The organism is Streptomyces sp. NPDC059564 (assembly GCF_042735575.1).
Classification (GTDB): Bacteria; Actinomycetota; Actinomycetes; order Streptomycetales; family Streptomycetaceae; genus Streptomyces.
This window is the reverse complement of record NZ_JBHWBP010000084.1, coordinates 1-26,924: the sequence shown is the minus strand read 5'-3', so window position 1 is coordinate 26,924 and position 26,924 is coordinate 1. Positions and strand designations below refer to the sequence as shown.

Genomic DNA, 26,924 nt, shown 5'->3' with positions numbered 1-26,924 from the left:
GGCGCGCGACAGGCGGCGGCGCAGTTCGCGGGTGGCGGCGGCGCCGGCCCGGTTGGCGCCGATCGTCGAGGCCGACGGGCCGTAGCCGACGAGGTGGACGCGCTCGTCCCGTACGGCCCTCGTGCCCTCCACCCGGATGCCGCCGCCCGGCTCGCGCAGCCGCAGCGGGGCCAGGTGGTCGACGGCGGCCCGGAAGCCGGTGGCCCACAGGATGACGTCGGCGTCCACGCGGGTGCCGTCCGCCCAGGCGGCCCCGGTCGCGGTGATGTGGTCGAAGACGGGCCGCCGCTCCAGCACCCCCGAGGCCAGACCCGCCCGTACGGCCTCGTTGAGCGGCAGGCCGGTCACGCTGACCACGCTCTGTGGCGGCAGCCCGCGCCGGACCCGCTCCTCCACCAGCGCCACCGCCGCCCGGCCCTCGGCCTCGCCGAAGCCCCCCTCGCGGAACACGGGCGGCCGGCGGGTGACCCACGTGGTCTCCGCCGCCACCTCGGAGATCTCCAGCAGGTGCTGCACCGCCGAGGTGCCGCCGCCGACGACGATGACCCGGGCCCCGGCGAACTCCCGGGGTCCGGGGTAGTTCGCGGTGTGCAGCTGGCGGCCCCGGAACAGCTCTTGGCCCGGGTAGCGCGGCCAGAACGGCCGGTCCCAGGTGCCGGTGGCGTTGACCAGCGCCCGCGCCGACCAGCTGCCCGACGCCGACTCCACGAGCAGCCGGCCGGCCGGGCCGTCGCCCGCGTCGCGTACCGCCGTCACGTCCACGGGCCGGCGTACGCGCAGGCCGAAGCGCTCCTCGTACGCCGCGAAGTACTCCCCGATCACCTCGGACGAGGGCCGCAGCGGATCGGCGCCGACCAGCTCCATCCCCGGCAGGGCGTGCATCCCGTGGACCTTGCCGTAGGTGAGCGAGGGCCAGCGGAACTGCCAGGCGCCGCCGGGCCGGGGCGCGTGGTCCAGCACCACGTGCCCGATGCCCGCCCTGGCCAGGTGGTACGCGCTGGACAGGCCCGCCTGCCCGGCCCCGACGACCACCACGTCCACCTCTGCCGGTGCTTCCGCGTACCGCGCCATTTCGTTCACGGTTCTACCAACTCGGGACGGTCGCCGGATCTTCCCGCCCGGGGACGGGGCCCCGCCCGGGCGGCTTCCCCCGTACGGCGGCGGGGGACATCGCCGTACGGGGGAAGCGCCACCGGCCGTCGGTCAGGCGGATGCCTCGATCCAGGCGGCCAGCTGCTCCGGGGTCGTGGACGGATCCGCCACCAGGGTGGCGAGCTCGTCCTCCCGGAACGTGGCCGTCGTGACGGCCGGGCAGCGGTGGCAGGCGGAGACGCCCGACTGCTGCCACCACTGGCACCGGGCACGCAGGTGGCACCGCGGGACCGCGCGGGCGTCCGCCGTGGCCGCGGGCAGGGTCAGGACCCGTTCCACCAGGGCGCAGTCGTCGCCGCGCCGGTTGACGCAGGCGGAGACGCAGTGCGAGGCGAAGCGCAGGACCCGGGTCGGCTCGATCCCCTCGGGGAGGGTGCCGAGGACCTCGGAGGCCGGGACCGGATCGGCGAGGTAGGCCACCTGCCCGTCCGCCGCCGAACGGACGCCGAGGACGACGGACTCGGGGGCCCGGGCTTCGCCGCTCGGGCACCAGGTCGCCGGGGCCGCTGCTGTCTGGTCGCTTCCCACGGTGCTCACCCGGCCCGTCAGCCGTCTACGGCGTCACTCGACGCCAGCACCTCACGCCCGACCGGGTCGCCGAGGGTGCCCTGCGGCCCGAGGGCCCGCTCCTGCGCCACCGCCTGCGCGAGGTGGTGGTGCAGCTGCTCCACCGAGGTGATCCGCGCGCCGCCCGGAGCCGCGTTCGCCGTGCCGACCGCCGTCATCGCGATCCCCGCCGCCATCACGACCGCGGCGCCGCCGGCCGCCAGTTTGTTCCTGTTCATGTCCATCGAGCCCTCTCTGGTCCGGGCGGCGTGCTCTCCCGCCGCCGCCGAGGCCCGAGCGTAGGAGCGGACACGGCGTCAGGGAGGCAGTTCCCGGGGGCAGTTCAGGCCGTTCCCGGGCCGCCGGTGCCCGCCTCGCGGGAGAGCAGCCAGTCGTGGGCCGCGTCCGCGCTGAACTCGGCCTGCCCGCCCGCGAAGAGCAGGCCCGCGGCGGCGAACGCCGGGTCGTCGGCGGTGTCCGTCACGTACGGGATGGCCACGCAGCCCATTCCGGCGGCGTGCGCGGCCCGGGCGCCGGGCGCCGCGTCCTCGACGACCACGCAGTCGGCCGGCTCCGCGCCGAGCCGGCGGGCCGCCTCCAGGAACACGTCCGGGGCCGGCTTGCCGTGGGCGACCTCCTCGGCCGAGACCACCGTCGTCAGCAGGGCGTCCAGTCCGGTGCCCGCCAGCACGGCGTCGATCGCCTCGCGCGAGGAGCCGGAGGCCACGGCCATCGGCACGCCCCGCGCGTGCAGCCGCTCCACGAACGTGCGCATCTGCGGGTAGGCCTCGGTGTGGGTGCGGGCCAGCTCCAGATAGGCGGCGTTCTGCTCCGCGAGCAGCTGCTCCACCGGGGCCCGCAGCCCGTAACGCTCCTTGAGGGCCTCCAGCGTTTCCAGGGTGCCGATGCCGATGAAGCGGGCGTGCTGCTCCCACGTGAAATCGGGGACCCCGTGGCGCTCCAGCGTGAGGCGGCCCGACTCGTAGTAGTTCGGCTCGCTGTCCACGAGGGTGCCGTCGAGATCGAATATGACGGAAATCATCCGTTGTGCCCGTCCTGCCGGTTGCCTACCTGTCTAGACCATCTTGTCAGGGTTTGCGGGCCGCCCGTCCCGCCGCTTCCCGCCCCACGGACTCGACCAGCGGCAGCAGCCGGTGCGCCACCCGCTCGCGCAGGGCCACCTCGGTACGCGTGCGCACCACGCCCGGCAGCCGGATCAGCCGCTGGATCACGTCCTCCAGGTGGGCGTTGTCCCGGGCCGCCACCCGGGTCAGCAGGTCCCCGCCGCCGGTGATCGAGAAGGCCTCGATGATCTCGGGCACGGCGGCGAGGGCCTCGCCGACCTCGTCCAGGTGCCCCTGGGTGACCTCGATGTGGACGAAGGCCAGCACCGGGTGGCCCAGGGCGGCGGGGGAGAGGGCGGGGCCGGTGCCGGTGATCACCCCGGTCCGCTCCAGCCGGTCCAGCCGGGCCTGGAGGGTGCCGCGCGCCACGCCGAGGATCCGGGCGTACTCGCGGACGCTGGTGCGCGGCTGCTCGATCAGCAGGCGCAGGATCCGGGTGTCGAGCTCGTCCACCGCCATGGCCGGACTGTACCAACGGCCCGGACCAGCCGCTTCCGGCGCGACCGCCGCCCGCCGGCGTCACCTCACCCCCTCCTGGGGCACGTGCCGGGGGCGCGGCACCAGGGGCACGCCGCGCAGCCACAGCCGGATGCCGTGGACCCGGACGCACAACGCCACGGCGGCGGTGGACCAGGGATGGCGCAGTACGGCGCGCAGGAGGCCGGGCACGCCCCCGCGGCGGCGCCGGCCCCGCACGGTCGCCGTCAGCCGGGTGCCGTCGGCCCCGCCCGCCAGCCGGACGGTCAGCTCGAGGCGTTCGCCCGGCTCGGGCAGCCTCATCAGGTAGTCCCCGTCCACCTCCAGGAAGGGGGAGCCGGGGAACTCCTTGGGCACGCGCCCCTCCCGGGCCGCCTCCGGGCCGAGGAGGTAGCAGTGCCGCTCCCCGTACGGGTTGTGCACCTCGGCGACGATCTGCCGCAGCGCGCCGTCCGGGCCGTGGCACCAGTACACCGACAGCGGGTTGAACACGTACCCGAACACCCGCGCGTGCGCCAGCATCAGCACCCTCGACCCCGGCGGCAGCGCCGCCCCGCGCGCCGCGAGGAACCCGTCCAGGCCCGCCCGGATCGTCGGAAGCCGGCCGCCGAAGTGGTCCCGCGCCTCGAACCGGGCCAGCGCCCGCAACGGGACCGGCAGCCGAGGCGGCGCGTCCAGGTCCACCAGCCACAGGTACGTGCGGTGGCGCAGGGAGTACCGGTGCCCGCCCTCCCGCACGTGCCGGATGTCGGCCTCGTACAGCGCGCCGGCCGCCGCCCCGGCCCCGCGCGCCCGGCCGCCCGTCACCAGACCACCCCCAGCGCGGCCGCCGCCGCCACGCCCGACCGGCAGCCGTCCTCGTGGGACCCCCAGCCGTGGTACGCCCCCGCGAAGGCCGTCACCGGCCCCGACAGCGCGGGCAGCCGCCGCCGCGCCGCCACCGACTCCGCGGTGTACAGCGGGTGTTCGTAGTCCATCTCGGCCAGCACCCGCTCCGGCCGCACCCGGCCCTCCCCGGCGTTCAGCGTCACCACGTACGGTTCCGGCGCAGCCAGCCCCTGGAGCCGGTTCATGTCGTAGCTGACCTGCACCGGAGCCCCGTCCGGCCGGCACCCGGACAGGCGGTGGTGCAGGCAGCCCAGCGCCCCCGCCGCGCGCGGCAGCACCGAGGCGTCGGTGTGCAGCACCGTCCGGGTGCGGGAGTGGCGGATGGCGCCGAGCACCTCCCGCTCGGCGTCGGTGGGATCGGCCAGGATCCCCAGCGCCTGGTCCGCGTGGACGGCGACCACCACCGCGTCGTACGCCGCCGGGGCCCCGTCGGCGGTGGTGATCCAGACCCCGCCCGCCGTACGGGAGAGGGACCGTACGCGGGCACCCGCGCGGACCGCGCCCGGGCCCAGCACCTCCCGGATCCGTTCCACGTACCGGGCCGAACCGCCCTCGACCGTACGCCGCCGCGGCGAGCCGCCCACCGACAGCAGCCCGTGCCGGGAGAGGAGGCGGAACAGGTGGCGCGCCGGATGCGCGAGCGCCCCGTCCGGCGGCCCGGCCCACACGGAGGCCAGCAGCGGGACCACGAAGTGCCCGGTGAAGTACGGCCCGAAGCCGCCCAGCTCCAGGAACTCGCCCAGGGTCACCTCGGGCGCGGCCGGGGGCGCGGCCAGCAGCCGCCGGGCCCGCCGGTGGAAGTCCGGCACCCGGGCGAGCATCCGCAGGCAGGCGGGCCGCAGCGCGCACCGGGGCCGGGCCGACAGCCCGCGCGGCGCGGGCGCCCCGGCGTACTCCAGCCCGCATCCGTCGCAGCGCACGGACATGCTCAGGGTGGCGGGCCGGGTGGCCACCCCGAGCTCGCGGAAGAGCCGCAGCAGGTGGGGACAGGTGCGGTCGTCGTAGACGGTGAAGCCGGAATCGACGGCCCGGTCCAGGCCGTCGGAGCCCTCCACCCGATGGGTGTGGGCGTGTCCGCCCAGCCGGTCGTCGGCCTCGTACAGGGTCACGTCATGGCTCCCGGCCAGCACGTACGCCGCCGTCAGCCCCGCGACACCCCCACCGACCACGGCCGTGCTCGGTCGTCCTCGCTCGGTCATCTCGCTCCCTCCTTCACGCTCACTTCGGAGCCGCAGGGGACGTCGGATGTGTCGTGGGGCGAACGGGTACGGGGAAACGGCATGGTGGTGCCCCACGGACGCATCCGGATCCGCGGGCCCGACCGGATCCCCACCCGCGGCGTGGAAACGACGAGCGGAGAGCACACATGACCGGCCGGCACTGCCTGGTCACCGGAGCCACCGGCTACATCGGCGGCCGCCTGGTGCCCGAACTCCTCGACGCCGGACACCGCGTCCGCTGCCTGGCCCGTTCACCGGAGCGACTGCGCGACCACCCCTGGGCCGGCCGCGCCGAGGTGGTGCGCGGCGACGTCACCGACCCCGCGTCGCTCGGCGAGGCACTGCGCGGCATCGACGTGGCCTACTACCTCGTCCACGCCCTCGGTACCGGCGGAGGCTTCGAGGACCGCGACCGCGCCGCCGCCCGGACCTTCGCCGACCGGGCCCGCGCCGCCGGGGTCCGCCGGATCGTCTACCTCGGCGGCCTCGTCCCGCGGGGCGTCCCCCGGCACGAACTCTCCCCGCACCTGCGCTCCCGCGCCGAGGTCGGCGACATCCTCCTCGCCTCGGGCGTCCCGACGACGGTCCTGCGCGCCGCCGTCATCATCGGCTCCGGCTCCGCCTCCTTCGAGATGCTGCGCTACCTCACCGAGCGGCTGCCCGTCATGGTCACCCCCAGCTGGGTCGGCACCCGCATCCAGCCCATCGCCGTCCGGGACGTCCTGCGCTACCTCGTCGGCAGCGCCTCCATGCCGCCCGACGTCAGCCGGTCCTTCGACATCGGCGGCCCGGACGTGGTCACGTACGAGGAGATGATGCGCCGCTACGCCGCCGTGGCGCGGCTGCCCAAGCGGCTCATCCTGCGCGTCCCCATGCTGACCCCGGGGCTGTCCAGCCACTGGATCGGCCTCGTCACCCCCGTCCCGCGCGGGCTGGCCCGGCCGCTCGCCGAATCCCTGCGCCACGAGGTCGTCTGCGACGAGCACGACATCGCCGCGTACGTCCCCGACCCGCCGGGCTCCCCGATCGGCTTCGACCAGGCCCTCGCGCTGGCCCTCCGGCGGGTACGGGAGGCCGGGGTGACCACCCGGTGGTCCTCCGCCTCCCTGCCCGGCGCGCCCAGCGACCCGCTGCCCACGGACCCCGACTGGGCGGGCGGCAGCCTCTACACCGACGAACGGGAACTGGCCGTCGACGCCCCGCCGGCGGCGCTGTGGCGGGTGGTGGAGGGCATCGGAGGGGAGAACGGCTGGTACTCCTTCCCGCTCGCCTGGGCCGTACGGGGCCGGCTGGACCGGCTCGTCGGCGGCGTCGGCCTCCGGCGCGGGCGCCGCGACGCCGCCCGGCTGCGGGTGGGCGACTCCCTCGACTTCTGGCGGGTGGAAGAGATCGAACCTGGCCGCCTGCTGCGCCTGCGCGCCGAGATGCGGCTCCCGGGACTGGCCTGGCTGGAGCTGTACGTGGACCCGGAACCCGGCCCCGCCGACGCGGCGGCGGGGGGCGCGGGCGGCGGGCGGGCGCGGTACCGGCAGCGGGCGCTGTTCCACCCGCACGGGCTGCTCGGGCACCTGTACTGGTGGAGCGTGGCGCCCTTCCACGCCGTCGTCTTCGGCGGTATGGCCCGCAACATCGCCGGCGCCGCGGAACGGGCCGCATCCGGTGCGGTCCCCCGTGCCGGAGCACCCCGTGACAGCCGACACCCACAGCCCTGACGGAGCCGACAGCGATGAACACCGCCGTGGTCCTGTACACCTCAGACCTGCGCCTGCACGACCATCCGCCGCTGCGCGCCGCCCTCGCCTCCAGCGACCGGGTGGTGCCGCTTTTCGTCCGCGACCGCGCCATCCAGGACTCCGCCTTCGCCGCGCCCAACCGGCTGGCCTTCCTCGCCGACTGCCTCGCCGATCTCGACGCCGCCCTGCGCGAACGCGGCGGCCGCCTCGTCCTGCGCTCCGGGGACGTCGTCGCCGAGGTCTGTGCCCTCGCGCAGGAGGCCGACGCCGACGAGGTCCACATCGCCGCCGGGGTCAGCGGCTACGCCCACGCCCGTGAGGAACGCCTGCGCGAGGCCCTGGAGTCCCAGGGCCGCAGGCTCCACGTGCACGACTCGGTGGTCACCGTCGTGGCCCCCGGCGCGGTCCTCCCCGCCGGCTCGGGCTCCGGCCACTTCGCCGTCTTCACCCCCTACCTGCGCCGCTGGGCGGAGCTCCCCCCGCGGCCCGTCGCCCCCGCCCCCCGCTCCGTACGGGTCCCCGACTTCCTCGGCTCCGAGGAACCGCCCCGCCGCTCCGCCGTCACCGGAATCTCCCCGGGCCTGGCGCGCGGCGGCGAGAGCGAGGCCCGGCGGCTCCTCACGCGCTGGCTGCGCGCCGGGATCACCCACTACGAGGAGGCCCACGACGACCTGGCCGGCGACGCCACCTCCCGCCTCTCCCCCCACCTCCACTTCGGCACCCTCTCGCCCGCCGAAGCCGTCCACCGCGCCCGCGCCGCCGGCGGCCCCGGCGCCGAGGCGTTCGTGCGACAGCTGTGCTGGCGCGACTTCCACCACCAGGTCCTCGCCGCCCGCCCCGAGACCGCGACCGCCGACTACCGCAGCCGCCGGGACCGCTGGCGCACCGGCCCCGCCGCCGAGGAGGAGGTACGGGCCTGGAAGGACGGCCGTACCGGCTACCCGGTCGTCGACGCGGCCATGCGCCAGCTGCGCCACGAGGGCTGGATCCACAACCGCGGCCGCCTGCTGGCCGCGAGCTTCCTCGCCAAGACCCTGTACGTGGACTGGCGCACCGGCGCCCGGCACTTCCTCGACCTCCTCGTCGACGGGGACGTGGCCAACAACCAGCTCAACTGGCAGTGGGTCGCCGGGACGGGCACCGACACCCGCCCCAACCGGGTCCTCAACCCCGTCCGCCAGGGCCTGCGCCACGACCCCGACGGCCGGTACGTCCACCGCTGGGTCCCCGAACTGGCCGCACTGGCCGCGCCCCGCGTGCACGAGCCCTGGCGGCTGCCCGCCCAGGAACGCGCCCGCTTCGACTACCCCGAGCCCGTCGTGGACCTCGCCGACGGCCTCGGCCGCTTCCGCCGGGGACGGCCCGGCGCCGCCGCACCGTGAGCCGGGCGGACCCCGCGCCGCCGCCCGGACCCGCCCCTACGTCGTGTGCAGGTGCGGCATGGCCCGGTGCAGCAGGGCCACCGCCGTCGCGACCACCGCGGCGGGCAGCAGCAGCTCGCCCACCGTCCACCCGGCCCGCACCAGGGCCGCCCCCGCCAGCCCGCCCGTGAACATCGCCAGCACCGCCAGGGCCCGCCGCACCCAGGTCGTGGTCCCGTACCCGAAGGCGGTGTCCCGGCCGAGGACCGAGCCGCCCATCAGCCCGGTCATGGACCGGGTGACCAGGGTGGTCGGCACGCCGGGCAGGTTCACGCGCATGCCCGTCACGTTGCGGATGCCCATCGCCACCGCCAGCAGCCCGGCCGCCACCAGGTGCGGGGCCCCCGGACCGCCGTACTGGGGAGCCACCGTCCACCCGGCGCCCGCCGCGGCCAGGATCAGCGCCGCCTCGCAGTACAGGCCCATCCCCATCCAGCGCCAGCCCCGCCCCTCCGCGGCCGACTCCATCCGCGCCCCGCACACCGCGCCCACCCCGAAGGCCGCCAGCGAGACGGCGGACGGCAGCGTGGGCAGGTGCCCCTGGTGCGCGGCCCCGAAGGCCAGGAAGAGGACGTTGCCCGTCTGCATCGCGGTGAACACCGGCCCCAGCGCGAGCAGGCTCACCGCCTCGATCAGGCCGGTCATCGCGGTCAGGGCGAGCATGAGCCCGGTCAGGGTGGGCCGCGGCGCGCCCGCCCCCACCGGTCAGCCCCCGTCCGGGGCGGACCGAACGGCACGCGGGAGGGGGCGGCGGCGGTTCACGTCCATGACGCCCGACCCTGACACGCCCCCCGCCCGCGCCGACAACGACATGCGGAAGCGGGCGGAGAGTTCGCGGACATGCCCTAGGGTCCGGAGCATGAGTGATCTGCTTCTGGTGAGGCACGGGGAGACGGCCTGGAGCGCCAACGGCCGGCACACGGGGCTGACCGACGTGCCGCTGACCGCGCGGGGGGTCGAGGAGGCCATCTCGCTGGCCCCCTTCTTCCAGCACGAGCGACCCGCCCTGGTGCTGACCAGCCCGCTGAGCCGGGCCGTGGCCACCGCCCAGCTCGCCGGGCTCTCCGACGGGGTCCCCGACCCCGACCTGCACGAATGGGACTACGGCGGCTACGAGGGCATCACGACCGTGGAGATCCGGCGGACCCGGCCCCAGTGGTCGCTGTGGACCGACGGGGTCCCGCAGGGCGATGCCCACCACCCCGGCGAGAACGCGGCCCAGGTGGGCGTCCGCGCGGACCGGGTGCTGGCCCGGGCCGCCGCGGTGCTGCGCGCCGACCGGGGCAACGTGGTGCTCGTCGCCCACGGGCACTTCCTGCGCGTCCTGACCGCCCGCTACCTCGGCCTGGCCCCGGCGGACGGCCGGCTCTTCCTGCTGCGCACCGGCACGGTCAGCGTCCTGTCCACGGAGCACGGACTTCCGGTCGTGGCCGGCTGGAACACGCGCCCCTGAGGGCCGCCGCCGAAACACGTCCCTGCCGCCCCGCCCCGCCCGCCTCGCGCGGGCGGGCCGGGTGCGTGACGATGCGTACATGGACGACGGCGACCGCGACGCACCGGGCAGCACGATCCCGGAGGCCGCCCCCGACGCGACCCTCAAGGCCAACGCCATCGGCTTCCTCGACGCCCTGGTGATCGGCCTGAACTCCACCTCGCCCGCCTACTCCCTGGCCGCCGTGATCGGCCCGATCGTGGCCCTGGTCGGGATCTACGCGCCGGGCGTGATGCTGGCGTCCTTCGTGCCGATGCTGCTGATCGCCGCCGCCTTCTACTACCTCAACAAGGTCGACCAGGACTGCGGCACCACCTTCTCCTGGGTGACCCGCGCCATGGGCCCCTGGGCGGGCTGGCTCGGCGGCTGGGCCATCGCCATGACCGGCGTGCTCGTCATCGGCTCCCTCGCGGACGTGGCCGTCCACTTCGGCCTGCTCGCCGTGGGCCTCGACGGCCTGGCCTCGAACGCGCTGGTCCGGCAGGGGCTGGCCGTCGTCGTGATCCTCGTGATGACGGCCATCTGCGTCATCGGCACCGAGATGTCCGCCCGGCTCCAGGACGTCCTCATCCTCGCCCAGGTCTTCTTCCTGCTCGTCTTCGCGGTGGTCGCCATCTACCGCGTCTACGACGGCACCAGCACCCTCGACGGCACCCCGCCCTCCCTCGCCTGGCTCAACCCCTTCGGCGCGGGCGGCGCCGCCCTCACCGGCGGACTGCTGCTCGGCGTGTTCATCTACTGGGGCTGGGAATCCGCCGTGAACCTCACCGAGGAGGTCGAGGACTCCGCCACCGCGCCCGGCAAGGCCGGCATCTGGTCGACCATCGTGCTGCTGGTGACCTACCTGTCCGTCGGCTACGCGGTCGTCGCCTACGCCGGGACGACGTTCCTCGCGGAGAACGCGGGCGAGGAGGAGGCCGTCTTCGCGACGCTCGCCCACGAGGTGATGGGCGGCTGGGACTGGGTGGTGCTCCTCGCGGTCTCCACCTCCGCCCTCGCCTCCACCCAGACGACGATCATCCCCGCCTCCCGCACCGCCCTGTCGATGGCCCGCCGCCACGCGCTCCCGCCGCACCTCGCGCACATCCACCCCCGCTTCCGCACCCCCGACGTGAGCACCTGGTGGGTGGCCGCCATCGCCATCGGCTGGTACCTCGCCGTCAACCAGATCAGCGAGAACGCCCTGCTCGACTCCCTCACGGCGCTCTCCCTGCTCATCGCCTTCTACTACGCCCTCACCGGTGTGGCCTGCGCGATCTACTACCGCCGCCACCTGCTGGAGAGCGCGCACAACTTCCTCCTCATCGGCCTCGGCCCGCTGATCGGCGCGGGCCTGCTGGCCTGGCTGCTGGTGGAGTCCATCGGCGACATGTCGAACCCGGAGAACTCCGCCGGCGGGATCTCCTGGTTCGGCCTCGGCCCGCCTCTGGTCATCGGCATCGGCATCGCCGTGGTCGGCGTCCTGATCATGTGTTACTGGCGGATCCACGACGGCAGCTTCTGGCAGGAGCGGCGGGGCGTGGTCGACCCGGCCCTCGTACACGGCGGGAAGTCCTGAGGAGGCCGGATGTCCGTGGTCCTGGGTTACGACGAATCGCCCGGTGCCGAACGCGCCCTGCGGGTGGCGCTGGAGGTGGCCACCGCCTTCGGGGAGCCCCTCGTCCTCGTCTACGGGGCCGCCGCGCCCGGAGGCGCCGGCGAGGAGTACCGCGCCCACCGCGAAGCCGTCCTCCAGGCCGGCCGCAGCGCCCTCGCGCGGGCCGTGGAGGCCGCCGACGAAGCGGGCGTCCCCTCCACCGTCGAGGTGGTCGACGACAAACCCGCCCAGGCGCTGCTGAACGCCGCCGAACGCCACGACGCCCGCGTCATCATCGTCGGCAGCTGGGGCGACAGCCCGATCCGCGGCGCCCTCCTCGGCTCCACCCCGCACAAGCTCCTGCACCTCTCGCCCGTGCCGGTGCTCTGCGTCCCGACCGCGGACGATCCGTAGACCGGGGAACGCGAGGCGGGCGGAAGGCATGACGAGACCGGCGGCAGGGGCCCGGACGGGGCGCGGGCTCTTCCACGGCCGCGACCGGGCGGTCATCGTGGCCGCCGCGATCTCGATGCTGCTGGTCCAGATGGACTGGTTCGCCCTCAACCTGATGCTCCCCGTCATCGCCCGCGACTTCCACACCCCCTCCACCGACCTCCAATGGCTGGTCAGCGGCTACATGCTCAGCCTCGGGGCGCTCATGGTCACCGGCGGCCGGGCCGCCGACCTGTTCGGCAGGCGGCGCGTCCTCGTCTGCGGGCTCACCGGCTTCGCCCTCGTCTCCGTGGTGTGCGCCGCCGCGCGGAACACCGCCTGGCTCACCGCCGGACGGGTCGTCCAGGGGTGCACCGCGGCGCTGATCCTCCCCGTGTCGGTCGCGGTCGTCACCGCCTACTTCCGGGACGAACGGCAGGGCCGCGCCGTCGGCACCGTCCTCGCCTTCAGCGCCGTCGGCACCGCCTTGGGCCCCTTCATCGGCGGAGCCTTCGCCGAACACGTCAGCTGGCGCGCCGTGTTCCTGCTGAACGTGCCGTTCAGCCTCCTCGCGGCCGTGCTCCTGCTGCGCCACGTACCCGAGACCCGCGACGAGGACGCCGGACGCGGCCTGGACCTGCCGGGCGTGGTGACCCTCGCCGGGGGCCTGTCCGCCCTGATGACCGGCGTCGACCAGGGCGGGCACTGGGGCTGGGGCTCCCCGGCGACCCTGTGCTGCCTGGTCGGCGGCGCGGTCCTGCTGGCCGTGTTCGTCGCCGTCGAACGGCGCACCGCGCAGCCCCTGCTGGACCTGGAGCTGCTGCGCAACGGCCCCTTCGTCGCCGTCACCCTGGCCGGCTCCGTCTCGAACATCGTCTACTGCCTGGTCGCCGTCTTCTCGGCGCTCTACCTCCAGCAGGCGCGCGGCCTGTCGCCGCTGGAGTCCGGGCTGGTCTTCCTGTCCCTGTCGGTCGGCGCCGGAGCCGCCAGCTACCGGTCCGGCCACCTGGCCCTGCGCGTGCGGCCCGAGACGCTCATGGCCGCCGGGATGCTGCTCAGCGGCGTCAGCCTGTTCGCGCTGACCCTGGTGAGCGACCTCGTCGTCTACACCGCCGTCTTCGCCGTGGTCGGGGTCGGCTGCGGGCTGGCCTGGGCGCTGACCAACGTCGCCACCCAGTCCTACGTCCCGCCCGGGCGGCTCGCCGCCGCCTCCGGCCTCGTCCTGACCTCCCTCGTGCTGCTGGGGGCGGTCGCGGTGGCCGTCGCCTCCACCGTCCTGGAGGTCATCAGCGGCTCCGTCGCGGGGGCCGCCTCGGACGGCCCGGCCATCGAGGCGCTCCTGCGGGCGGCCGCCGTACTGGCCGTCCTCGGAGCCGCCGCGATGGCCGCCGTCGCCCACCGGGCTCCGGCCCGTTCCTAGGAGCCCGAGCCCGTTCCCCGGGCGAGCCTCTGCCACTGCGCCGTCACGATCTCCTGCGGCACGCCGCCGAAGTCGTCGGTGGCGACGATGTCGGAGCGGAAGGAGAGGGTCACGGGGCCGGTGCGGACCAGCGTGAGGTACTCGTAGAGCGAGATGTCCTTGTCCTTCACGTCCTGCACGACGATGCGGTACGCGAGCGCCTCGTCGCCGATCGCGGGCGCCGGGACCTTCTCCACCCGAAGGACCGGGGCGTCGGTCACCGCGCGCTCCTCCTTGTAGCCGCCGGCGCACCGCGCCCCGGCCTCCGCCAGCGACTTCATGACCGCTCCGGCCGCCGCACCGTCCTTGTAGGAGCGCAGCAGGATGTCCATACTGACCTCCAGCGGCTTGTCCGGCACGCCGACCGAGCCGTACGCCTGCGCCGTGTGCCCGGCCTTGGCGAGGCTGGTCAGCGGCCCGCAGACCGCCGGGGAGGCGTCGTACAGCTCGCTGAACGGCTCGTCGAGCAGCGGCTCCTCCACCTCGTACGGCCCGGCCTGGGCGCCGGGCTCCAGCAGCAGTTCCTTCAGCCGGTCCGCCCCCGGTCCCGGCTTGCCGTCGCCGCTCGCGCCCGCGCTCGGCGACGCCGTGCCCCCGGCGGCCGTCCCGCCGTCCGCCGGACCGCACCCGGCGGTCGCCGCCGCCAGTGCCGCCCCGGCCGCGAAGGCCGTCAGGCCCCGCACCGCTCGTCTGTTCCCCGCCCCGTACATGCGCGTGAGCCCCCCAAGATCGTGTCGAAGCCACGATTGTGCAGCACGGTCACCGGTCCGCGAACAGGCCCGACAGGTACGCGGCCAGGCCGGCGGCCGTCGGCGGGGTCAGCCGGGCGCCGAGGTAGCCGTCCGGGCGGATCACGAAGGCGGTGGGCTCCCGCACCCCGTAGACGCGGGCGAAGTCGCCCCGTGCGTCGAGGAAGACCGGCAGTGGGGCCCAGGCGGGCGCGGTCCCGCCCTCGGTGAGGACCGCGTACGCCGTGAGCCGTCCCGCGGGCAACCCGCCCGTCAGTGCGGCGAGTCCGGGGACGCCAGGGGTGTCCGCGCGCGGGGCGCAGACCAGCAGTACGTGCTCGCTGCCGCGCAACAGCTCGTGCAGGCGCAGCGGGTGGGACGCGATCCGGCCGACGAGCCCGTCGCAGTCCGGGGCGCGGTCGCCCGGGCGCGGGCCGGGGCCGCCGCCGTCCGGACCGGGCGCCCGTACGATCGGGCTGTCCGGGTAGCCGAGGAGCAGTTGGGCCTCGCGCAGCAGCAGGGTGTTCCCGTCCTCGGGGTCGGCCTGCACCCCCTCGGCGGCGTGCCGCACGGTCCGCCCGACGACCTCCTCGCCGACCGGCCGGCGCTCGGCGTCGTAACTCGCCAGCAGCCGCGGACGCGCACTCCCGCCGACGGCCGCCGCCAGCTTCCAGGCCAGGTTCCAGGCGTCCTGGATCCCGGTGTTCATGCCCTGCGCGCCGGTCGGCGGATGGATGTGCGCCGCGTCCCCGGCGACGAAGACCCGCCCGTCCCCGTACCGGTCGACGATGCGGTGGCTGATCCGGAAGATCGAGGACCAGCGCAGGTCCGAGGCCGTCACCGGCCGCGGCGACAGCCGGTCCAGGACGGCCTGGACGTGGCGCAGTTCCGGGCGCCGACCGCCCTCCAGCCCGTGCGCCACCCCGTCCGCCGCGGCCGACGGGGACGACAGCTCCGGCGGCACCAGCATGGACAGCCGGTACCGGCCCTCGCCGGGCAGCGGGATGCACACCAGCAGGTCGTCGACCTTGCCGTCGCCGTCGTGGTGCATGGCCCGGACCGTGTACCCGTACGGCAGGTCCCAGTCCACCGCCGCGTCCGCCAGCATGTACTCCTCGGGGAACGCCCCGCCCTCGAAGGAGAGTCCGAGCCCCTTGCGGACCAGGCTGTGCGCCCCGTCGCAGCCCACCAGGAAACGGGTGCGCACCTCCTCCTCGCCGCCCGCGCCGACGAGCCGGCAGGTCACCCCGTCGTCGTCCTGCGCGAACGAGACCAGCTCGGTGCCCCGCTCGATCCGGGTCCCGAACCGGGCCAGGAACTCCTCGAGGATCCGCTCGGTCTCGTACTGCGGCAGCGCCGCGAACCCGTACGGGATTCCGGGCGGCACCGCCATGTCCAGCCGGGCCCGCTCCACGCCGTCGGAGTAGACCAGCTGCCCGTACAACGGCACCGCCGCGTCCAGCGCGGTCCGCACCAGGCCCATCCGGTCCCACAGCTCCAGGGTGCGCGGCTGGATGCCCACCGCCTTCGCGTACGGCAGCCGCTCCGGCAGCCGGTCCACGATCCGGCAGGCGACCCCGCGCCGGCGCAGTTCCACCGCCGCGGTCAGCCCCACCGGGCCGGCTCCCGCGACCAGTACGTCCGCCGGTTCGCCGTGCACCTCTCCATCGTCACCGGACGGCCGGTACGCGGCGACCGGACGCCCGCCCGCCGCGTCGTCCTCGTCGGGAGGTCTACGTCTGGTCCTCCAGCCGGATCGTCTCTTCCAGGGCCTCGGCCGCCCGGCCCGGTTCGCCGCGCTGCCACTCCAGCAGGGCGGCGGCGATGGCGTCGAGCTTGCGCTGGATCGCGTGCTCGGCGCGCCGCTCGGCGTTCTTCAGCAGGGCCAGCAGCAGGAGGGCGACGGCGCCCATCGCGTCGCCCACGAGGTGCTGCCAGTCCGCGGACAGCCCGGCCAGATGGACCGCCACGAAGGCGGCGACCAGGGCCACGCACAGGACGGAGAAGAGCGGCGAGCTCGTGAAGTTCGAGGCGAGTTCGGCGAGCTTCTCGAAACGGCCGATCCGACCGTCCCCGTGCTTCTCCGCCGGGTGCTGGAGGCTCATGACCGGCGACTGCCCAGCGCGGCGCCCCGTACACCTCGTACGGGGCGCGGCACCGCCCGGAGCCGTCAGTCGGGCGGCTCCGGCACCGCCGCGGGCTCCGTCGGGGGCGGCGGCTCGGGGGCGCGGCGGGGGTCGTGCGGCTTCGGCCGGGGTGTCGCGGTCCCGGGATCACGGGGTACCGGATGCGGTGTCGAGGGAACGGGGGCCGGACCCTTGGGTTCCGGTTTGGCCCCCCGCTCCTGTCCCGTGGCCGGTGCGGTCCTGCGCTGCATGCGGTTCACCTCGCTGTTCGGGGTCCTGGCCTGCGGTGGCGGTGGCGCGCGGGCCGTCCCGCCGCCCTGCGTCTGCCCGTACCGGCGCCGCGCATGCCCGCCCGTGCCATGCTCGAAGGATGCAGAGCGATGTCCAGTCCGCGGACGGGGGCGCGGCGCCCGAGGTGCTCGCGCTGGCCAGGGTCGTCGCCCGGCTGCGGTCGGAGATCGAGGACCTGCGGGGCGTCACCGCGACCGCGGCCGTCGTGGAACGGGCCAAGGGCGTGCTCATGGCCCAGTCGGGGGTCTCCGCCGACACCGCCCACGACCGGCTCGTCCGGCAGGCCGCCCGGCGGGGCCGCAGCCTCCTGGAGGAGTGCTGGATCGCGCTGGGCCGGGCCGACGCGCACCGGCCGCCACCGGCTTCCCCGCCACCGGCACCCGTACCGCCCTCACCGTCGCCGACCGCGTCGGCCTCCCGTACGCCGGAGGCATCCACCGGCGGCCGGAACCCCGATCACGGCACCGCGCCCCGCCGGCTCCTGACCCGGCTCGCGGAGCGCCTGGCCGCCGCGCGCACCGCCGACGACGTGGCGGAGCTGCTGCGGGCGGAGGCGGGCGCGGCCACGGGCGTGGACGGCGTGATGATCTACGCCACCGCCTCCGGCGGCAGCCTGGAGCTGGCCGGCCACGCCGGCGTGGGCGCGGTCGTCGCCGACCAGTGGCGCCACGTCCCGCCGCTCAGCGGCGTCGCCGCCCTGGAGGCCATCGCCGCGAGGAAGGCCCTCTGGCTGGAGGACCCGGTACGGGACGCCGAGCGCTACCTGCTGATCGGCGATCCTCCGGAGCGGTGGCCCTCCCGCGCCTGGCTGCCCGTTCCGGGCGAAGGTCCCCCGCGAGCCGTCTTCGGCTTCCTGCGGACCGGGCCGGGACCCTTCGACCCGCCCACCCGGGACCTGCTGTTGCGCGTCGTACGGCTCTGCGGCGGCCCGCTCCGCGCGTTCGGCCTCACCGACGCCCCCGTCGCCGCCGCGGACGCCGACGGCCGGGGGTACGCGGACGCCGTCCAGCACATCCTCGACGCCCTGTCCGGGCCCGCCATCCTGCTCACCCCGCTGCGCTCGGCGGCGGGAGAGGTCGAGGACTACCGGATCGACGCGGCGGCCCCCGACTCCGTCGACGTGACCGGGCGCCGCGGCACGGAACTCGTGGGCCGGCGGATCCTGGAGACCTACCCGACGCTCGCGGGCACCGCCGTGTGGGACGGGTACCAGGACGTGCTGAGGACCGGCAGGACGTACGAGGGCGAGCCCTTCACCTACGAGGAAGTGGTCGCCGGAGTCCCGCACCGGTCCGTGTACTCGGTACGGGCGACCCGGCTCGGGGAGCGCCTCGTCGCCTCCTGGGTACGCCACGACACCAGCGAGCGCGAAGTCCGGCGCCTGGCCGACATGCAGCGCCTCGGCAACCTCGGCTGGGCCGGCTGGAACCTGGTGTCCGACACCACCGTCTGGTCCGAGCACCTCTACGCCGTCTTCGGCCGCGACCCCGCCCTCGGCCCCGTACGCCTGGACGAACTGCCCCGCCACCTGGTCCCCGCCGACCTGCCCCGGATGAACGCGGCCGTACGGCGGCTGCTGGGCGAGGGCGGGCCGGTCGACGAGGTCTTCCGCATCACCACCTCCGACGGCGTCCGCCACGTACGGATCGTCGCCGAGGCCCAGACCGACGCCGACGGCACCCCCGTGGAGGTGCACGGGCTCCTCCAGGACGTCACCGCACAGCAGAACGCCGAACTCGCCCTGCTCGAGAGCGAACGCGACGTCCTGGTCCAGCGCGGCATGCTCAAGGCCGAACGCGCGCTCGCCGCCCGGCTCCAGGACACCCTGCTGCCGATCCCGCAGCAGTCGCTGGAACTCGCGGGCCTGTGCGTCGACGTCGCCTACGTACCCGCCGACAGCGGGGTCAACGTCGGCGGCGACTGGTACAGCGCCATCGGACTCCCCGACGAGAGCGCCCTCTTCGTCGTCGGGGACGTGGCCGGCCACGGCCTGGCCGCCGTCGGCACCATGGCCCAGCTGCGGTTCACCACCAAGGGCATGACCATCACCGGCTCGGCCCTGCCCGACGTCCTGGGACGGCTCAACACGCTGCTGCTGCACACCGCCGCCGACCCGGCCGGAGCCACCGCCACCATGGTGATGGGCCGTTACCGCCCCCGGGACCGGCGTCTGACCTGGGTCCGGGCCGGCCACCTGCCGCCCCTGCTGATCCGCGGCGACCGGGCGGAGTTCCTGCCGCAGCCGAAGGGCGCCCTGCTCGGCGCCGCCTTCGAGGCCGCGTACGGACAGGCCACGATCGACCTGCTGCCCGGGGACCACCTGCTCCTCTACACCGACGGCCTCGTGGAGGAGCCGGGGGAGGACATCGAGGACGGACTGCGCCGCCTCGCCGACACCGCCCTGCGGCTCCTGCGCGAGGGCCGGGGCGAAACCCTCGCCCGCACCCTGGCCGCGCTGCGGCGGGGGCACCGCGACGACATCTGCGTCCTGGACATCGCCGTCCCGGACGACGCCTGACGCCCGGCGTCCGAGTGGCGGCGAAGCCCGGGCACCGGGGACCTCCGGTGTCCGGGCTTCGCCGTGGTGTCAGCGGTCTTCGCCCTCCCCGGGCGCGGGGTGGGCCGCCGGCCGGCGGGGTGTCCGCCCGGGCTCGGCCGGCTACGCGGCCTCGGGCCTCAGGGCCTGCTCGGCATGGGCCTGCACCGCGGAGCGGAAGGCCCCCATGCAGTGGGTGCAGTAGCGTTCGGCGGTCGTCTCGCCGGTCTCGGCAGGGGTGGTGACCGGGGGCGGCGCGTGGCGGCCGCAAAGGGTTCCGGAAGACGGCTCCTTGGCGAGGACGTGCCACAGGAGTTCACCCCGGCCGTCCGGGGATTCAGCGCGCATTTCGTACATGAGGACGCCTTTCCGCGCTTGCGTGGTCGGGCGGGGAACCGCCCGCTGTCCCATGAGAGCCCGCTATCGGCCAGACGGCCACCGGGCCTCGGCCGACCGGGCGAATCAGGGACGCCACAGGTTTGACGCGTGACGCGGGCGTCCCGGTCTCCGCTCTGGGCGAAGCGCGGGACGCGGGGGCCGGCATCCGTGCTGGAGTGGGCGGATGGAGATCTTGGTACTGGGTGGAACGGCATGGGTGGGACGCGCGGTCTCACAGGAGGCACTGGCACGCGGGCATCGGGTGACCTGTCTGGCGCGCGGCGAGAGCGGCGCGGTGGCCGAGGGGGCGACGCTGGTGGCCGCCGACCGGCGTGAACCGTCGGCGTACGAGGCGCTGACGGGCCGGGACTGGGACGCCGTGATCGAGGTGTCGTGGCAGCCGGGCTTCGTCCGCGGGGCGCTGGCCGCCCTGGGCGGGCGCGCCCGCCACTGGACCTACGTGTCGTCGGTCAGCGCGTACGCCTCGCACGCGCTGCCGGACGCGGACGAGACGACGCCGCTGCTGCCCGCGGCGAAGGGCGACGAGGCCGGCCGCGAGGAGTACGGGGAGGCCAAGGCCGCCTGCGAGGAGGCCTCGACGGCAGCCGTCGGCGACCGCCTCCTGATCGCCCGCGCCGGCCTGATCGGCGGACCCGGCGACCACAGCGGCCGGACCGGGTACTGGGTGGCCCGGTCGGCACGCGATCCGCTGGCACCCCTGCTGGTGCCCGCCTCCCCGGACATCGCGACCCAGACGGTCGACGTACGGGACCTCGCGGCCTGGCTGCTCGACTGCGCGCGCGCCGGGACGACGGGCACGTACGACGCCGTCGGGCCGGTCGTGCCCTTCGGGGAGTGGGTCGCGCTCTCGCGCGAGGCCGGCGGGCACACCGGCCCGGTGGTCGAGGCGGATCCGGCCTGGCTGCTCGCGCGGGGGGTGGGCCGGTTCATGGGGCCCGAGTCGCTGGCGATGTGGATGCCGGACCCCGACTGGGCCGGTTTCTGCTCGCGCGGCGGCGCGGCGGCGGCCGCGGCCGGACTGCGGCACCGCCCCAGGGCCGAGCTGCTGGCCGACCTCCTCGCCTGGGAACGCGCGCAGGGCCTCCACCGCCCCCGCCGCGCGGGCCTGACCCCGCCCCGGGAACAGGCCCTGCTCGCCGACCTCCCCTGAGGGGTCAGACCGCGAGGCCGGGCTCCGGGAGGCTCTCCGCGGCGGGGGCCGGTGCCGGTTCCGGGGCCAGGCGGAGTTCGGCGGCGCGGAGCGCCTCGTGCGGCGTGGGGCGGCCCATCAGGACGCACAGGGTGTACGTGGCGTCGTCCATCGCCTGGCGGGCCTCCGCGTCCGCCGGGGCGGCCCACAGCCGCACCCGGGAGGACCGGAAGCGCGCGAGGGCCTCTTCGGTCCGGGCCCGGCTCGGCACCAGCGGCCGCGCCGCGGCGGCGCACGGCCCCGCCGTCCGGGCCGCCACCACCGCCCGCCGCAGGGCCCGCTGCACGCCCGCCGGCACCGCCGCGCCCCGCCAGGAGGCCGCCATCGCCGCGGCCAGTTCCTCGACGGTGACGTGCGCCGCCCCGGCCGCCGCCGCCAGCACCCGGTGCGCCTCCCGTACCGAACAAGGCGTCACCACCATCACCACCCCCACCGCCCACACGGCCGCGCACGGGGTGGCGGCTTCATGTCCGCCGTTCTGAGGAATGTGAGGAAACGCCACCGGATGATCCCTTCAACCCAAGGCCGACCGCGCACATGTCCGCACGTATGAAAGGTATGCCCGCCTCGAAACCGGTCGGCACCGAGCCCGCGCCCCCCGCTCCGCTGCGTCCGATCGGGCGGGTGCTGCCGAGCCTCACCGGCCCCACGGCCCGCCGGGGCTACGGTGGGCCGGTTCCGTCCGGCGCGCGGCAGAGGAGGACGTGGAAGCCGTGTCGACATCCAGCCACGCGCTCGCGGGCGCACCCTGCTGGGTCAGTCTGATGACCCGGGACCTCCCTTCCGCGCAGGCGTTCTACAGCGCCGTGATGGGCTGGGAGTTCCGCGGCACCGGAGACGGCCTGTCGGTGGCGTTCCTGGAGGGGGCGCCCGTCGCGGGCATCGGGGCGCCGGCCATGTCACCCGGTCTGCCCGTGGCCTGGACCCCGTACTTCGCCGTCGACGACGCCGACGTCACCGCCGCCCGCGTGCGCGAACGCGGCGCCACCGTGGCCGTCGGCCCGCTCCCCTTCGGGACGGGCCGCGCCGCCCTGGCGGCCGACCCCGACGGGGCCGTGTTCGGCTTCTGGCAGGGCGGCGTCATCCCCGACTGGAGCGCGGTCCGCGGCAGCGCCCCCACCTGGCTCGAACTGCGGACCCGCGACGCCTTCGCGGCGGCCATCTTCTACGGGCAGGTCCTCGGCTGGGCCGACGGGAGCGCCGGCTGCTGCAGCGTCTCCTACGAGCACGACCGCGTGGTCCTGCGCCACGGCCGCGACACCGTCGCCCAGATCAGCGGCGGCGCCATCGAGGAGGACCCGGACCCGAACGTCCGGCCCCGCTGGCACACCCACTTCCACGTCCCCGACCTCGAAGCGGCCGCCGAGCGGGCCACCGCCCTCGGCGGGACGATCGCCTCCCCGGTGCGCACCACCCCCGCCAGCCGGCTCCTCACCCTGCGCGACCCCGACGGCGCGCTCTTCACCGTCGTCGCCCCCAACGCCCCCTGATCAGCCGGCCCGGCTCGTCGGGATGCGGCCCCCGTCGCAGCCCCTATGGCCAGAGCCGCACCCCGTGTGCTGAACGTACCCGCCCCCCGCGCGTCCACTCACGGGCTCCGCCGCCCCGGCCGGCCGGACCTGGACCGCTGGCGGATTCCTGGTCGAATTCCGGTCCCCGGACCTGTGCCAATGGCCCAGTCCCACGCGGTCCGGTTGAGCCAGTGGGCCTCCGGATGGTTATCTGTGTCCTATCCATGTACTTACGGCGCCACGCAGCGCCGGACGGCAACGAGGCCGGTCCGGACCGTGGCGCCTTCGCCGTGCCTCCACACCGCCCACCACCCCCGGGCGGCAGGCGGCCCGGCGTGCGCCATCGCAAGGGGGGCGGCACACCGCCGTGAAGAGAATGTTCGTGGCTCCGGACCCGGGCCGCACGAGACTCAGGAACTCACTGCGCGCGGTCGTCGGCGTGGGGCTCGCCGTCACCGTGGCCGAGCTGGCGGGGCTCTCCCTGACCGCCTCCATCACCGGCGGGCTCGCCGCCCTGCTGGCGCTCTTCACCGTCCTCGACGCGGACGTCCGCGCCCAGCGGATCACCACCGCCCTGCTGCCCGTCGCCGGTTTCCCCGTCCTGGCGCTGGCCACCACCCTGCACGGGATGGCGCAGGCCCGTGACGCGGCCTTCCTCGCCGTGGTCTTCGCCGGGGTCTACGCCCGCCGCTGGGGACCGCGCGGCCACGCCCTCGGCATCTTCGGCTTCATGATGTTCTTCGTCACCCAGTTCCTGCACGCCGTGCCCGCCCAGCTCCCCGAGCTGTTCGCCGCCGTCGGACTGGCGCTCCTGTCGGCCGGTGCCGCGCGCTTCGTCCTGTGGCCCATCGAGCGCCGCACCCCGCCCGCCGCCGCCCCGCCCGGGCTGCCCGGAACCGGCCTCGCCCGCCCCACCACCCGGCAGGCCTTCCAGGCCACCGCCGCCTGCGGCTTCGCCCTCGCCATCGGCCAGGCGCTGTCCGAGGACCGCTGGTACTGGGCCGTCGGCACCGCCTGGTGGATCTTCGTCAACACCGCCTCGCGAGGCGAGACCCTGGTCCGCGGCTTCCGCCGGGTCCTGGGCACCGTCGTGGGGATCGCGGCCGGACTGCTGATCGCCGTACCGCTGCACGGCGCGCCCGCGCCCACCGCCGCCCTCGTCGCCGTCTGCGTCTTCGGCATCTTCTACACGGCCGCCCCCTCGTACTCCTGGATGATGTTCTTCGTCACCGTCATGGCGGGACTGCTCTACGGGCTCCTCGGGGTGCTCCACCCCGGTCTGCTGCTCCTGCGCTTCGAGGAGACGGCCGTCGGCGCGCTGGGCGCCGCGCTCGCCGTGGTCCTCGTCCTGCCCGTCACCACGCACGCCGCCAACGACGCCTGGATCCAGCGCGCGCTGCACTGCGTACGGGCCTCCACCGCGGCCTCCCTCGACCGGCTCGCCGGGGACCCGGCCGCCGATCCCGCCCCGCACGCCGCCGAACTGGAGCTGCTGCTGGGCCGGGTGCGGATGGCGCTGGCGCCGCTGGTCCACCCGCTGAGCCCGCTGCGCGCCCGCAAGGGCCGGGCCCGCCAGGTCCTCGCCCTGCTCGACGACTGCGCCCGCGAGGTACGCGGCCTCGTGGCCGTCGCCGCCGACCCGCAGGCCTCCCACGACGCCCGGCTCGCCGCCGCCTGCTGGCGGGTCGAGGCGGCCGTCGAGGCGCTCACCGCGCCCCGGGACGCCCAGGAGCCGGCCGCCGCGCACCTTTCGCCCCGCCCGGCCGCCGCCGAACCGGCCCTGGCCCACCTCCACGGCCTGGAGCAGGCCCTCACGGCCCTCGCCGCCCCCCTGCGCACCCACCCCCGCGCACCGCTCGCCACCGTCGGGGCGTGACGCCGGAGCAACGCCCGGCCCGCCCCGACTGCCGCGGATAGTACGACCGTTCGGCCCCTCGCCGCAGGCCAACGCCCGAAGACCACTCGGAGGAGTGTTCCCTGCCCCGCGTCAGCCCGACGCTGACCGGCGGCAGGTAGAACGGGTGATTGTTCGCGTGCACATTCATCCGGCACGTACAGGGTGGTACCGGTCGGACGGGGGGTAGCGGGGCGCAATGGAAATACTCCAGCAGCACGCCGGCACCGCGCAGGTGGGGGAGGAAGCCGAGGAGTTCATCCGGCTCTTCCACCGGGAGAATCCGGAAGCGGGCGATCCGCACGCCCGGATCGCCGCCGTCCGGGCCGAGATCGAGGAGACCGGCACCTACCGGCACACCCCGCAGGAGCTGGTCCACGGGGCCCGCGTCGCCTGGCGCAACAGCAACCGCTGCATAGGCCGGCTCTACTGGAACTCGCTGCGGGTGCGCGACCGCCGCATGCTGACCGAGGCCGAGGACATCGCGGGGGAGTGCTTCGCGCACCTGCGGGACGCCACCAACGGCGGCCGGGTCCGGCCGACGATCACGGTCTTCGCCCCGGACGCCCCGGGCCGTCCCGGCCCGCTGATATGGAACGAGCAGCTGGTGCGCTACGCCGGTTACGGCGACCACCACTCCATCACGGTGGGCGACGCCCGCAACGCCCCCCTCACCGAATCCCTGCTCCGGCTCGGCTGGTCCGGCGGCCCGGGCACCCCCTTCGACCTCCTCCCGCTGGTGGTCCAGGGCGTCGACGACAAGCCCCGCTGGTTCGAGACCCCCGCCGACGCGGTGCTGGAGGTGCCGATCCGCCACCCGGACGGGCGGGACGACTGGGGCGACTGGGACCTGCGCTGGCACGCCGTACCCGCGATCTCGAACATGTGCCTGGAGATCGGTGGGGTCCACTACCCCGCCGCCCCGTTCAACGGCTGGTACATGGGCACCGAGATCGGCGCCCGCAACCTCGCCGACACCGACCGCTACAACCTCCTCCCGGCCGTCGCCCGCAGACTCGGTCTCGACACCTCCTCCGACCGCTCGCTCTGGAAGGACCGGGCGCTGGTCGAACTCAACCGGGCCGTACTGCACTCCTTCGACGCGGCGGGCGTCACGATCGCCGACCACCACACCGAGTCCCGGCGGTTCCTCTCCCACCTGGAGCGGGAGGAGCGCAAGGGGCGCCCGGTGGGCGCGGACTGGTCCTGGATCGTCCCGCCGATGTCGGGATCCGCGACCCCGGTCTTCCACCGGACCTACGAGGACCGGCCGAGCGCGACGGCGTACGTGCACCACACCGGCGCACAAGAACGCGCCAGAGGTGAGGATTTGGTCTAGACCTTCTGTTACCGTCGGCTTCGTACGGATCCGGAACGGCGGAGAAGGGGCACCCGTGGGCGACGCGGACAGCACGGACCAAGGCGGCGCGCACCGTGCCTACATCGGCTCGTTCACCTCGGGGGGCGGCCGCGGTGTCACCACCGCGGCCGTGGATCCGCGCACCGGGGCGCTGACCCCGCTCGCGGCCGACGCCTCGCTGGCCGACCCCTCGTACCTCGCGCTCGACCGGGCCGCCGGCGTGCTCTACGCGGTCAGCGAGACCGGCCGGGGCGCGGCGGGCGCCTTCCGTCTCACCGGCGGGGGAGTGGCCCCGCTCGGGGCCCCGGTGTCCGTCGGCGGCTCGGGTCCCACCCACCTCTGCCTGGCCGGGCGCCGGCTGCTCACCGCGAACTACACCTCCGGCAGCGTCGGCAGCATGCCCGTCGGCCCGGACGGCGGCCTGGGCGGGCCCGCCTCCGTCCTCGCCCACCGCGGCGCGGGCCTCGACGCCGACCGCCAGGAGGGGCCGCACGCCCACCAGGTGCTGCCCGACCCCACCGGCCGGTGGGTGCTCAGCGTGGACCTGGGCACCGACTCGGTACGGGTCTGCGCGCTCGACCCGGCCACCGGCGCCCTGCGGGTCCACGCGGAGGTCGCGCTGCGCGCCGGGACCGGGCCGCGCCACCTCGCCTTCCATCCGGCGGGCGGGGTGGCCTACGTACTGCACGAGCTGGAGCCGCAGCTGACCGTCTGCCGCTGGAACGCGGAGTCCGGGCACCTGGAACCGGTCCGAGAGGTTCCGGTCGCCTCAGCGGGCGTTCCAGGGGCCGCACGGCCCTACCCCTCCGCGATCGTGGCCTCGCCCGACGGACGCTTCCTCTGGGCCGCCGTCCGCGGCGACGACGCCCTGGTCACCTTCTCCCTGGCCGCGGGCCCGGAGGAACCGCGGCTCACCGGCACGGTCGGATGCGGCGGCGCGTGGCCGCGCGACCTCGCGATCGATCCCGCGGGGCGCAGGCTGTACGCGGCCAACGAGCACTCCGGCGACGTCACCTGGTTCGAGGTGGACCCGCTGACCGGCCACCCGCGCCGGACCGGGTCGGTCGCCGTCCCCGCGGCGTCCTGCGTGGTCTTCGGCTGAGGCCGACCGCGACGACCCGCGGACGCGGCGAGGGCCCGCCCCGGAATCCGGGAGCGGGCCCTCTTCGCTGTGTACGGGACGTCAGTGGGCGCCGGCGCCCAGCGTGATCCCCAGGGCGGCGCTGTACTGGGCGACGGCGAGCTTGCCGAGCGCCGGGTAGGACCCGAGCACCTCGGCGGCGGCGCAGTCGGCCTCCTTGCAGGCGGTGTCCAGCAGCCCCTCGGCCGCCTCCGGGCCGATCAGGTAGGGCGCCAGCGCCAGCTGGCCG

At 75.5% G+C, this 26,924-nt stretch carries 25 protein-coding genes and 1 pseudogene; 12 read left to right on the top strand and 14 right to left on the bottom strand.

Annotation, left to right across the window (positions count from 1 at the left end; genetic code table 11):
- From ACFV0Q_RS17030 to ACFV0Q_RS17000, 7 genes are all read right to left on the bottom strand, one after another.
- Positions 1-1,071 (bottom strand): FAD-dependent oxidoreductase (locus tag ACFV0Q_RS17030; protein WP_385006000.1); only part of this gene is annotated, 1,071 nt, incomplete at its 3' end.
- 132 nt (positions 1,072-1,203) lie between these two features.
- On the bottom strand, positions 1,204-1,680 hold the full coding sequence (locus ACFV0Q_RS17025) for a hypothetical protein (RefSeq protein WP_385005998.1): 477 nt from the start codon (positions 1,678-1,680) through the stop codon (positions 1,204-1,206).
- A 17-nt stretch (positions 1,681-1,697) separates the two neighbouring features.
- Positions 1,698-1,937 (bottom strand): hypothetical protein, encoded by a 240-nt coding sequence (locus ACFV0Q_RS17020; RefSeq protein WP_385005996.1) that lies wholly within the window; start codon positions 1,935-1,937, stop codon positions 1,698-1,700.
- 104 nt (positions 1,938-2,041) lie between these two features.
- On the bottom strand, positions 2,042-2,740 hold the full coding sequence (locus tag ACFV0Q_RS17015) for an HAD family hydrolase (RefSeq protein WP_385005994.1): 699 nt from the start codon (positions 2,738-2,740) through the stop codon (positions 2,042-2,044).
- 46 nt (positions 2,741-2,786) lie between these two features.
- The gene (locus ACFV0Q_RS17010) at positions 2,787-3,281 is read right to left on the bottom strand and encodes an Lrp/AsnC family transcriptional regulator (protein ID WP_385005992.1); all 495 of its coding nucleotides are present in this window, start codon (positions 3,279-3,281) and stop codon (positions 2,787-2,789) included.
- Between the two features lie 60 nt (positions 3,282-3,341).
- Positions 3,342-4,106, bottom strand: coding sequence for a DUF1365 domain-containing protein (locus ACFV0Q_RS17005; RefSeq protein ID WP_385005990.1), 765 nt, complete (start codon positions 4,104-4,106; stop codon positions 3,342-3,344).
- The gene (locus tag ACFV0Q_RS17000) at positions 4,103-5,386 is read right to left on the bottom strand and encodes an NAD(P)/FAD-dependent oxidoreductase (protein WP_385005988.1); all 1,284 of its coding nucleotides are present in this window, start codon (positions 5,384-5,386) and stop codon (positions 4,103-4,105) included. The genes ACFV0Q_RS17005 and ACFV0Q_RS17000 overlap by 4 nt, the downstream gene beginning before the upstream one ends.
- A 167-nt stretch (positions 5,387-5,553) precedes the next feature.
- Between ACFV0Q_RS17000 and ACFV0Q_RS16995 the strand changes: the two genes are divergently transcribed.
- Both ACFV0Q_RS16995 and ACFV0Q_RS16990 read left to right on the top strand, forming a co-directional pair.
- Positions 5,554-7,119 carry an SDR family oxidoreductase gene (locus ACFV0Q_RS16995; protein ID WP_385005986.1) on the top strand — a complete coding sequence of 522 codons (1,566 nt, stop codon included), beginning with the start codon at positions 5,554-5,556 and terminating at the stop codon, positions 7,117-7,119.
- Between the two features lie 14 nt (positions 7,120-7,133).
- Positions 7,134-8,522 (top strand): cryptochrome/photolyase family protein, encoded by a 1,389-nt coding sequence (locus tag ACFV0Q_RS16990; RefSeq protein WP_385005984.1) that lies wholly within the window; start codon positions 7,134-7,136, stop codon positions 8,520-8,522.
- Between the two features lie 36 nt (positions 8,523-8,558).
- Here the strand turns inward: ACFV0Q_RS16990 and ACFV0Q_RS16985 are convergent, their stop codons facing one another.
- The gene (locus ACFV0Q_RS16985; RefSeq protein WP_385005982.1) at positions 8,559-9,224 is read right to left on the bottom strand and encodes a YoaK family protein; all 666 of its coding nucleotides are present in this window, start codon (positions 9,222-9,224) and stop codon (positions 8,559-8,561) included.
- A gap of 196 nt (positions 9,225-9,420) precedes the next feature.
- Here ACFV0Q_RS16985 and ACFV0Q_RS16980 point away from each other — a divergent pair, with 196 nt between their 5' ends.
- The 4 genes from ACFV0Q_RS16980 to ACFV0Q_RS16965 all read left to right on the top strand — a co-directional run bounded on the left by ACFV0Q_RS16980 (position 9,421) and on the right by ACFV0Q_RS16965 (position 13,481).
- Positions 9,421-10,014, top strand: a complete 594-nt coding sequence (locus ACFV0Q_RS16980; RefSeq protein ID WP_385005980.1) for a histidine phosphatase family protein — start codon at positions 9,421-9,423, stop codon at positions 10,012-10,014.
- A gap of 79 nt (positions 10,015-10,093) precedes the next feature.
- Positions 10,094-11,611 (top strand): APC family permease, encoded by a 1,518-nt coding sequence (locus ACFV0Q_RS16975; RefSeq protein WP_385005978.1) that lies wholly within the window; start codon positions 10,094-10,096, stop codon positions 11,609-11,611.
- Between the two features lie 9 nt (positions 11,612-11,620).
- Positions 11,621-12,043: a universal stress protein gene (locus tag ACFV0Q_RS16970; protein ID WP_385005976.1), complete on the top strand. Its 423-nt coding sequence runs from the start codon at positions 11,621-11,623 to the stop codon at positions 12,041-12,043.
- Between the two features lie 28 nt (positions 12,044-12,071).
- Positions 12,072-13,481, top strand: coding sequence for an MFS transporter (locus tag ACFV0Q_RS16965; RefSeq protein WP_385005974.1), 1,410 nt, complete (start codon positions 12,072-12,074; stop codon positions 13,479-13,481).
- On the opposite strand, the gene ACFV0Q_RS16960 is transcribed toward ACFV0Q_RS16965, so the two are convergent.
- The 3 genes from ACFV0Q_RS16960 to ACFV0Q_RS16950 form a co-directional block, all read right to left on the bottom strand.
- Complete coding sequence (locus ACFV0Q_RS16960) at positions 13,478-14,203, bottom strand: hypothetical protein (RefSeq protein WP_385005972.1); 726 nt, start codon at positions 14,201-14,203, stop codon at positions 13,478-13,480. The two genes, ACFV0Q_RS16965 and ACFV0Q_RS16960, sit on opposite strands and share 4 nt — an antisense overlap.
- Positions 14,204-14,279: 76 nt before the next feature.
- Positions 14,280-15,908 carry an FAD-dependent monooxygenase gene (locus tag ACFV0Q_RS16955; protein ID WP_385005970.1) on the bottom strand — a complete coding sequence of 543 codons (1,629 nt, stop codon included), beginning with the start codon at positions 15,906-15,908 and terminating at the stop codon, positions 14,280-14,282.
- Positions 15,909-15,981: 73 nt separating this feature from the next.
- Positions 15,982-16,353 (bottom strand): hypothetical protein, encoded by a 372-nt coding sequence (locus ACFV0Q_RS16950; RefSeq protein ID WP_385005968.1) that lies wholly within the window; start codon positions 16,351-16,353, stop codon positions 15,982-15,984.
- A gap of 391 nt (positions 16,354-16,744) precedes the next feature.
- Here ACFV0Q_RS16950 and ACFV0Q_RS16945 point away from each other — a divergent pair, with 391 nt between their 5' ends.
- Positions 16,745-19,183, top strand: coding sequence for a SpoIIE family protein phosphatase (locus ACFV0Q_RS16945; protein ID WP_385005966.1), 2,439 nt, complete (start codon positions 16,745-16,747; stop codon positions 19,181-19,183).
- A 141-nt stretch (positions 19,184-19,324) separates the two neighbouring features.
- Here ACFV0Q_RS16945 and ACFV0Q_RS16940 read toward each other — a convergent pair whose 3' ends face one another.
- Positions 19,325-19,549: a hypothetical protein gene (locus tag ACFV0Q_RS16940; RefSeq protein ID WP_385005964.1), complete on the bottom strand. Its 225-nt coding sequence runs from the start codon at positions 19,547-19,549 to the stop codon at positions 19,325-19,327.
- 214 nt (positions 19,550-19,763) lie between these two features.
- On the opposite strand from ACFV0Q_RS16940, the gene ACFV0Q_RS16935 reads away from it, so the two are divergent.
- Positions 19,764-20,750, top strand: a complete 987-nt coding sequence (locus tag ACFV0Q_RS16935) for an NAD-dependent epimerase/dehydratase family protein (protein ID WP_385005962.1) — start codon at positions 19,764-19,766, stop codon at positions 20,748-20,750.
- 4 nt (positions 20,751-20,754) lie between these two features.
- On the opposite strand, the gene ACFV0Q_RS16930 is transcribed toward ACFV0Q_RS16935, so the two are convergent.
- Positions 20,755-21,291: a DUF5133 domain-containing protein gene (locus tag ACFV0Q_RS16930; protein WP_385005959.1), complete on the bottom strand. Its 537-nt coding sequence runs from the start codon at positions 21,289-21,291 to the stop codon at positions 20,755-20,757.
- 262 nt (positions 21,292-21,553) lie between these two features.
- Between ACFV0Q_RS16930 and ACFV0Q_RS16925 the strand changes: the two genes are divergently transcribed.
- The 4 genes from ACFV0Q_RS16925 to ACFV0Q_RS16910 all read left to right on the top strand — a co-directional run bounded on the left by ACFV0Q_RS16925 (position 21,554) and on the right by ACFV0Q_RS16910 (position 26,656).
- Positions 21,554-22,279 carry a VOC family protein gene (locus ACFV0Q_RS16925; protein ID WP_385006004.1) on the top strand — a complete coding sequence of 242 codons (726 nt, stop codon included), beginning with the start codon at positions 21,554-21,556 and terminating at the stop codon, positions 22,277-22,279.
- Between the two features lie 397 nt (positions 22,280-22,676).
- On the top strand, positions 22,677-24,176 hold the full coding sequence (locus ACFV0Q_RS16920; RefSeq protein ID WP_385006002.1) for an FUSC family protein: 1,500 nt from the start codon (positions 22,677-22,679) through the stop codon (positions 24,174-24,176).
- A 217-nt stretch (positions 24,177-24,393) separates the two neighbouring features.
- Positions 24,394-25,533, top strand: a complete 1,140-nt coding sequence (locus tag ACFV0Q_RS16915; protein ID WP_385005957.1) for a nitric oxide synthase oxygenase — start codon at positions 24,394-24,396, stop codon at positions 25,531-25,533.
- A 55-nt stretch (positions 25,534-25,588) separates the two neighbouring features.
- Entirely contained in the window at positions 25,589-26,656 is a 1,068-nt protein-coding gene (locus tag ACFV0Q_RS16910) for a lactonase family protein (protein ID WP_385005955.1), read from the top strand.
- An 81-nt stretch (positions 26,657-26,737) separates the two neighbouring features.
- Here ACFV0Q_RS16910 and ACFV0Q_RS16905 read toward each other — a convergent pair.
- A pseudogene (locus ACFV0Q_RS16905) lies at positions 26,738-26,924 on the bottom strand (hypothetical protein); the annotation flags it as partial.

Bases quoted from the DNA above. Each gene is read 5' to 3' on its own strand.
- ACFV0Q_RS16945 (WP_385005966.1), top strand. From the start codon at position 16,745: ATGCAGAGCGATGTCCAGTCCGCGGACGGGGGCGCGGCGCCCGAGGTG.
- ACFV0Q_RS16940 (WP_385005964.1), bottom strand. From the start codon at position 19,549: ATGCGCGCTGAATCCCCGGACGGCCGGGGTGAACTCCTGTGGCACGTC.
- ACFV0Q_RS17010 (WP_385005992.1), bottom strand. From the start codon at position 3,281: ATGGCGGTGGACGAGCTCGACACCCGGATCCTGCGCCTGCTGATCGAG.
- ACFV0Q_RS17020 (WP_385005996.1), bottom strand. From the start codon at position 1,937: ATGAACAGGAACAAACTGGCGGCCGGCGGCGCCGCGGTCGTGATGGCG.
- ACFV0Q_RS16920 (WP_385006002.1), top strand. From the start codon at position 22,677: ATGTTCGTGGCTCCGGACCCGGGCCGCACGAGACTCAGGAACTCACTG.
- ACFV0Q_RS16915 (WP_385005957.1), top strand. From the start codon at position 24,394: ATGGAAATACTCCAGCAGCACGCCGGCACCGCGCAGGTGGGGGAGGAA.
- ACFV0Q_RS16980 (WP_385005980.1), top strand. From the start codon at position 9,421: ATGAGTGATCTGCTTCTGGTGAGGCACGGGGAGACGGCCTGGAGCGCC.
- ACFV0Q_RS16975 (WP_385005978.1), top strand. From the start codon at position 10,094: ATGGACGACGGCGACCGCGACGCACCGGGCAGCACGATCCCGGAGGCC.
- ACFV0Q_RS16990 (WP_385005984.1), top strand. From the start codon at position 7,134: ATGAACACCGCCGTGGTCCTGTACACCTCAGACCTGCGCCTGCACGAC.
- ACFV0Q_RS17000 (WP_385005988.1), bottom strand. From the start codon at position 5,386: ATGACCGAGCGAGGACGACCGAGCACGGCCGTGGTCGGTGGGGGTGTC.
- ACFV0Q_RS16995 (WP_385005986.1), top strand. From the start codon at position 5,554: ATGACCGGCCGGCACTGCCTGGTCACCGGAGCCACCGGCTACATCGGC.
- ACFV0Q_RS16970 (WP_385005976.1), top strand. From the start codon at position 11,621: ATGTCCGTGGTCCTGGGTTACGACGAATCGCCCGGTGCCGAACGCGCC.
- ACFV0Q_RS17015 (WP_385005994.1), bottom strand. From the start codon at position 2,740: ATGATTTCCGTCATATTCGATCTCGACGGCACCCTCGTGGACAGCGAG.
- ACFV0Q_RS16935 (WP_385005962.1), top strand. From the start codon at position 19,764: ATGGAGATCTTGGTACTGGGTGGAACGGCATGGGTGGGACGCGCGGTC.
- ACFV0Q_RS16925 (WP_385006004.1), top strand. From the start codon at position 21,554: ATGACCCGGGACCTCCCTTCCGCGCAGGCGTTCTACAGCGCCGTGATG.
- ACFV0Q_RS16985 (WP_385005982.1), bottom strand. From the start codon at position 9,224: ATGCTCGCCCTGACCGCGATGACCGGCCTGATCGAGGCGGTGAGCCTG.
- ACFV0Q_RS16950 (WP_385005968.1), bottom strand. From the start codon at position 16,353: ATGAGCCTCCAGCACCCGGCGGAGAAGCACGGGGACGGTCGGATCGGC.
- ACFV0Q_RS16965 (WP_385005974.1), top strand. From the start codon at position 12,072: ATGACGAGACCGGCGGCAGGGGCCCGGACGGGGCGCGGGCTCTTCCAC.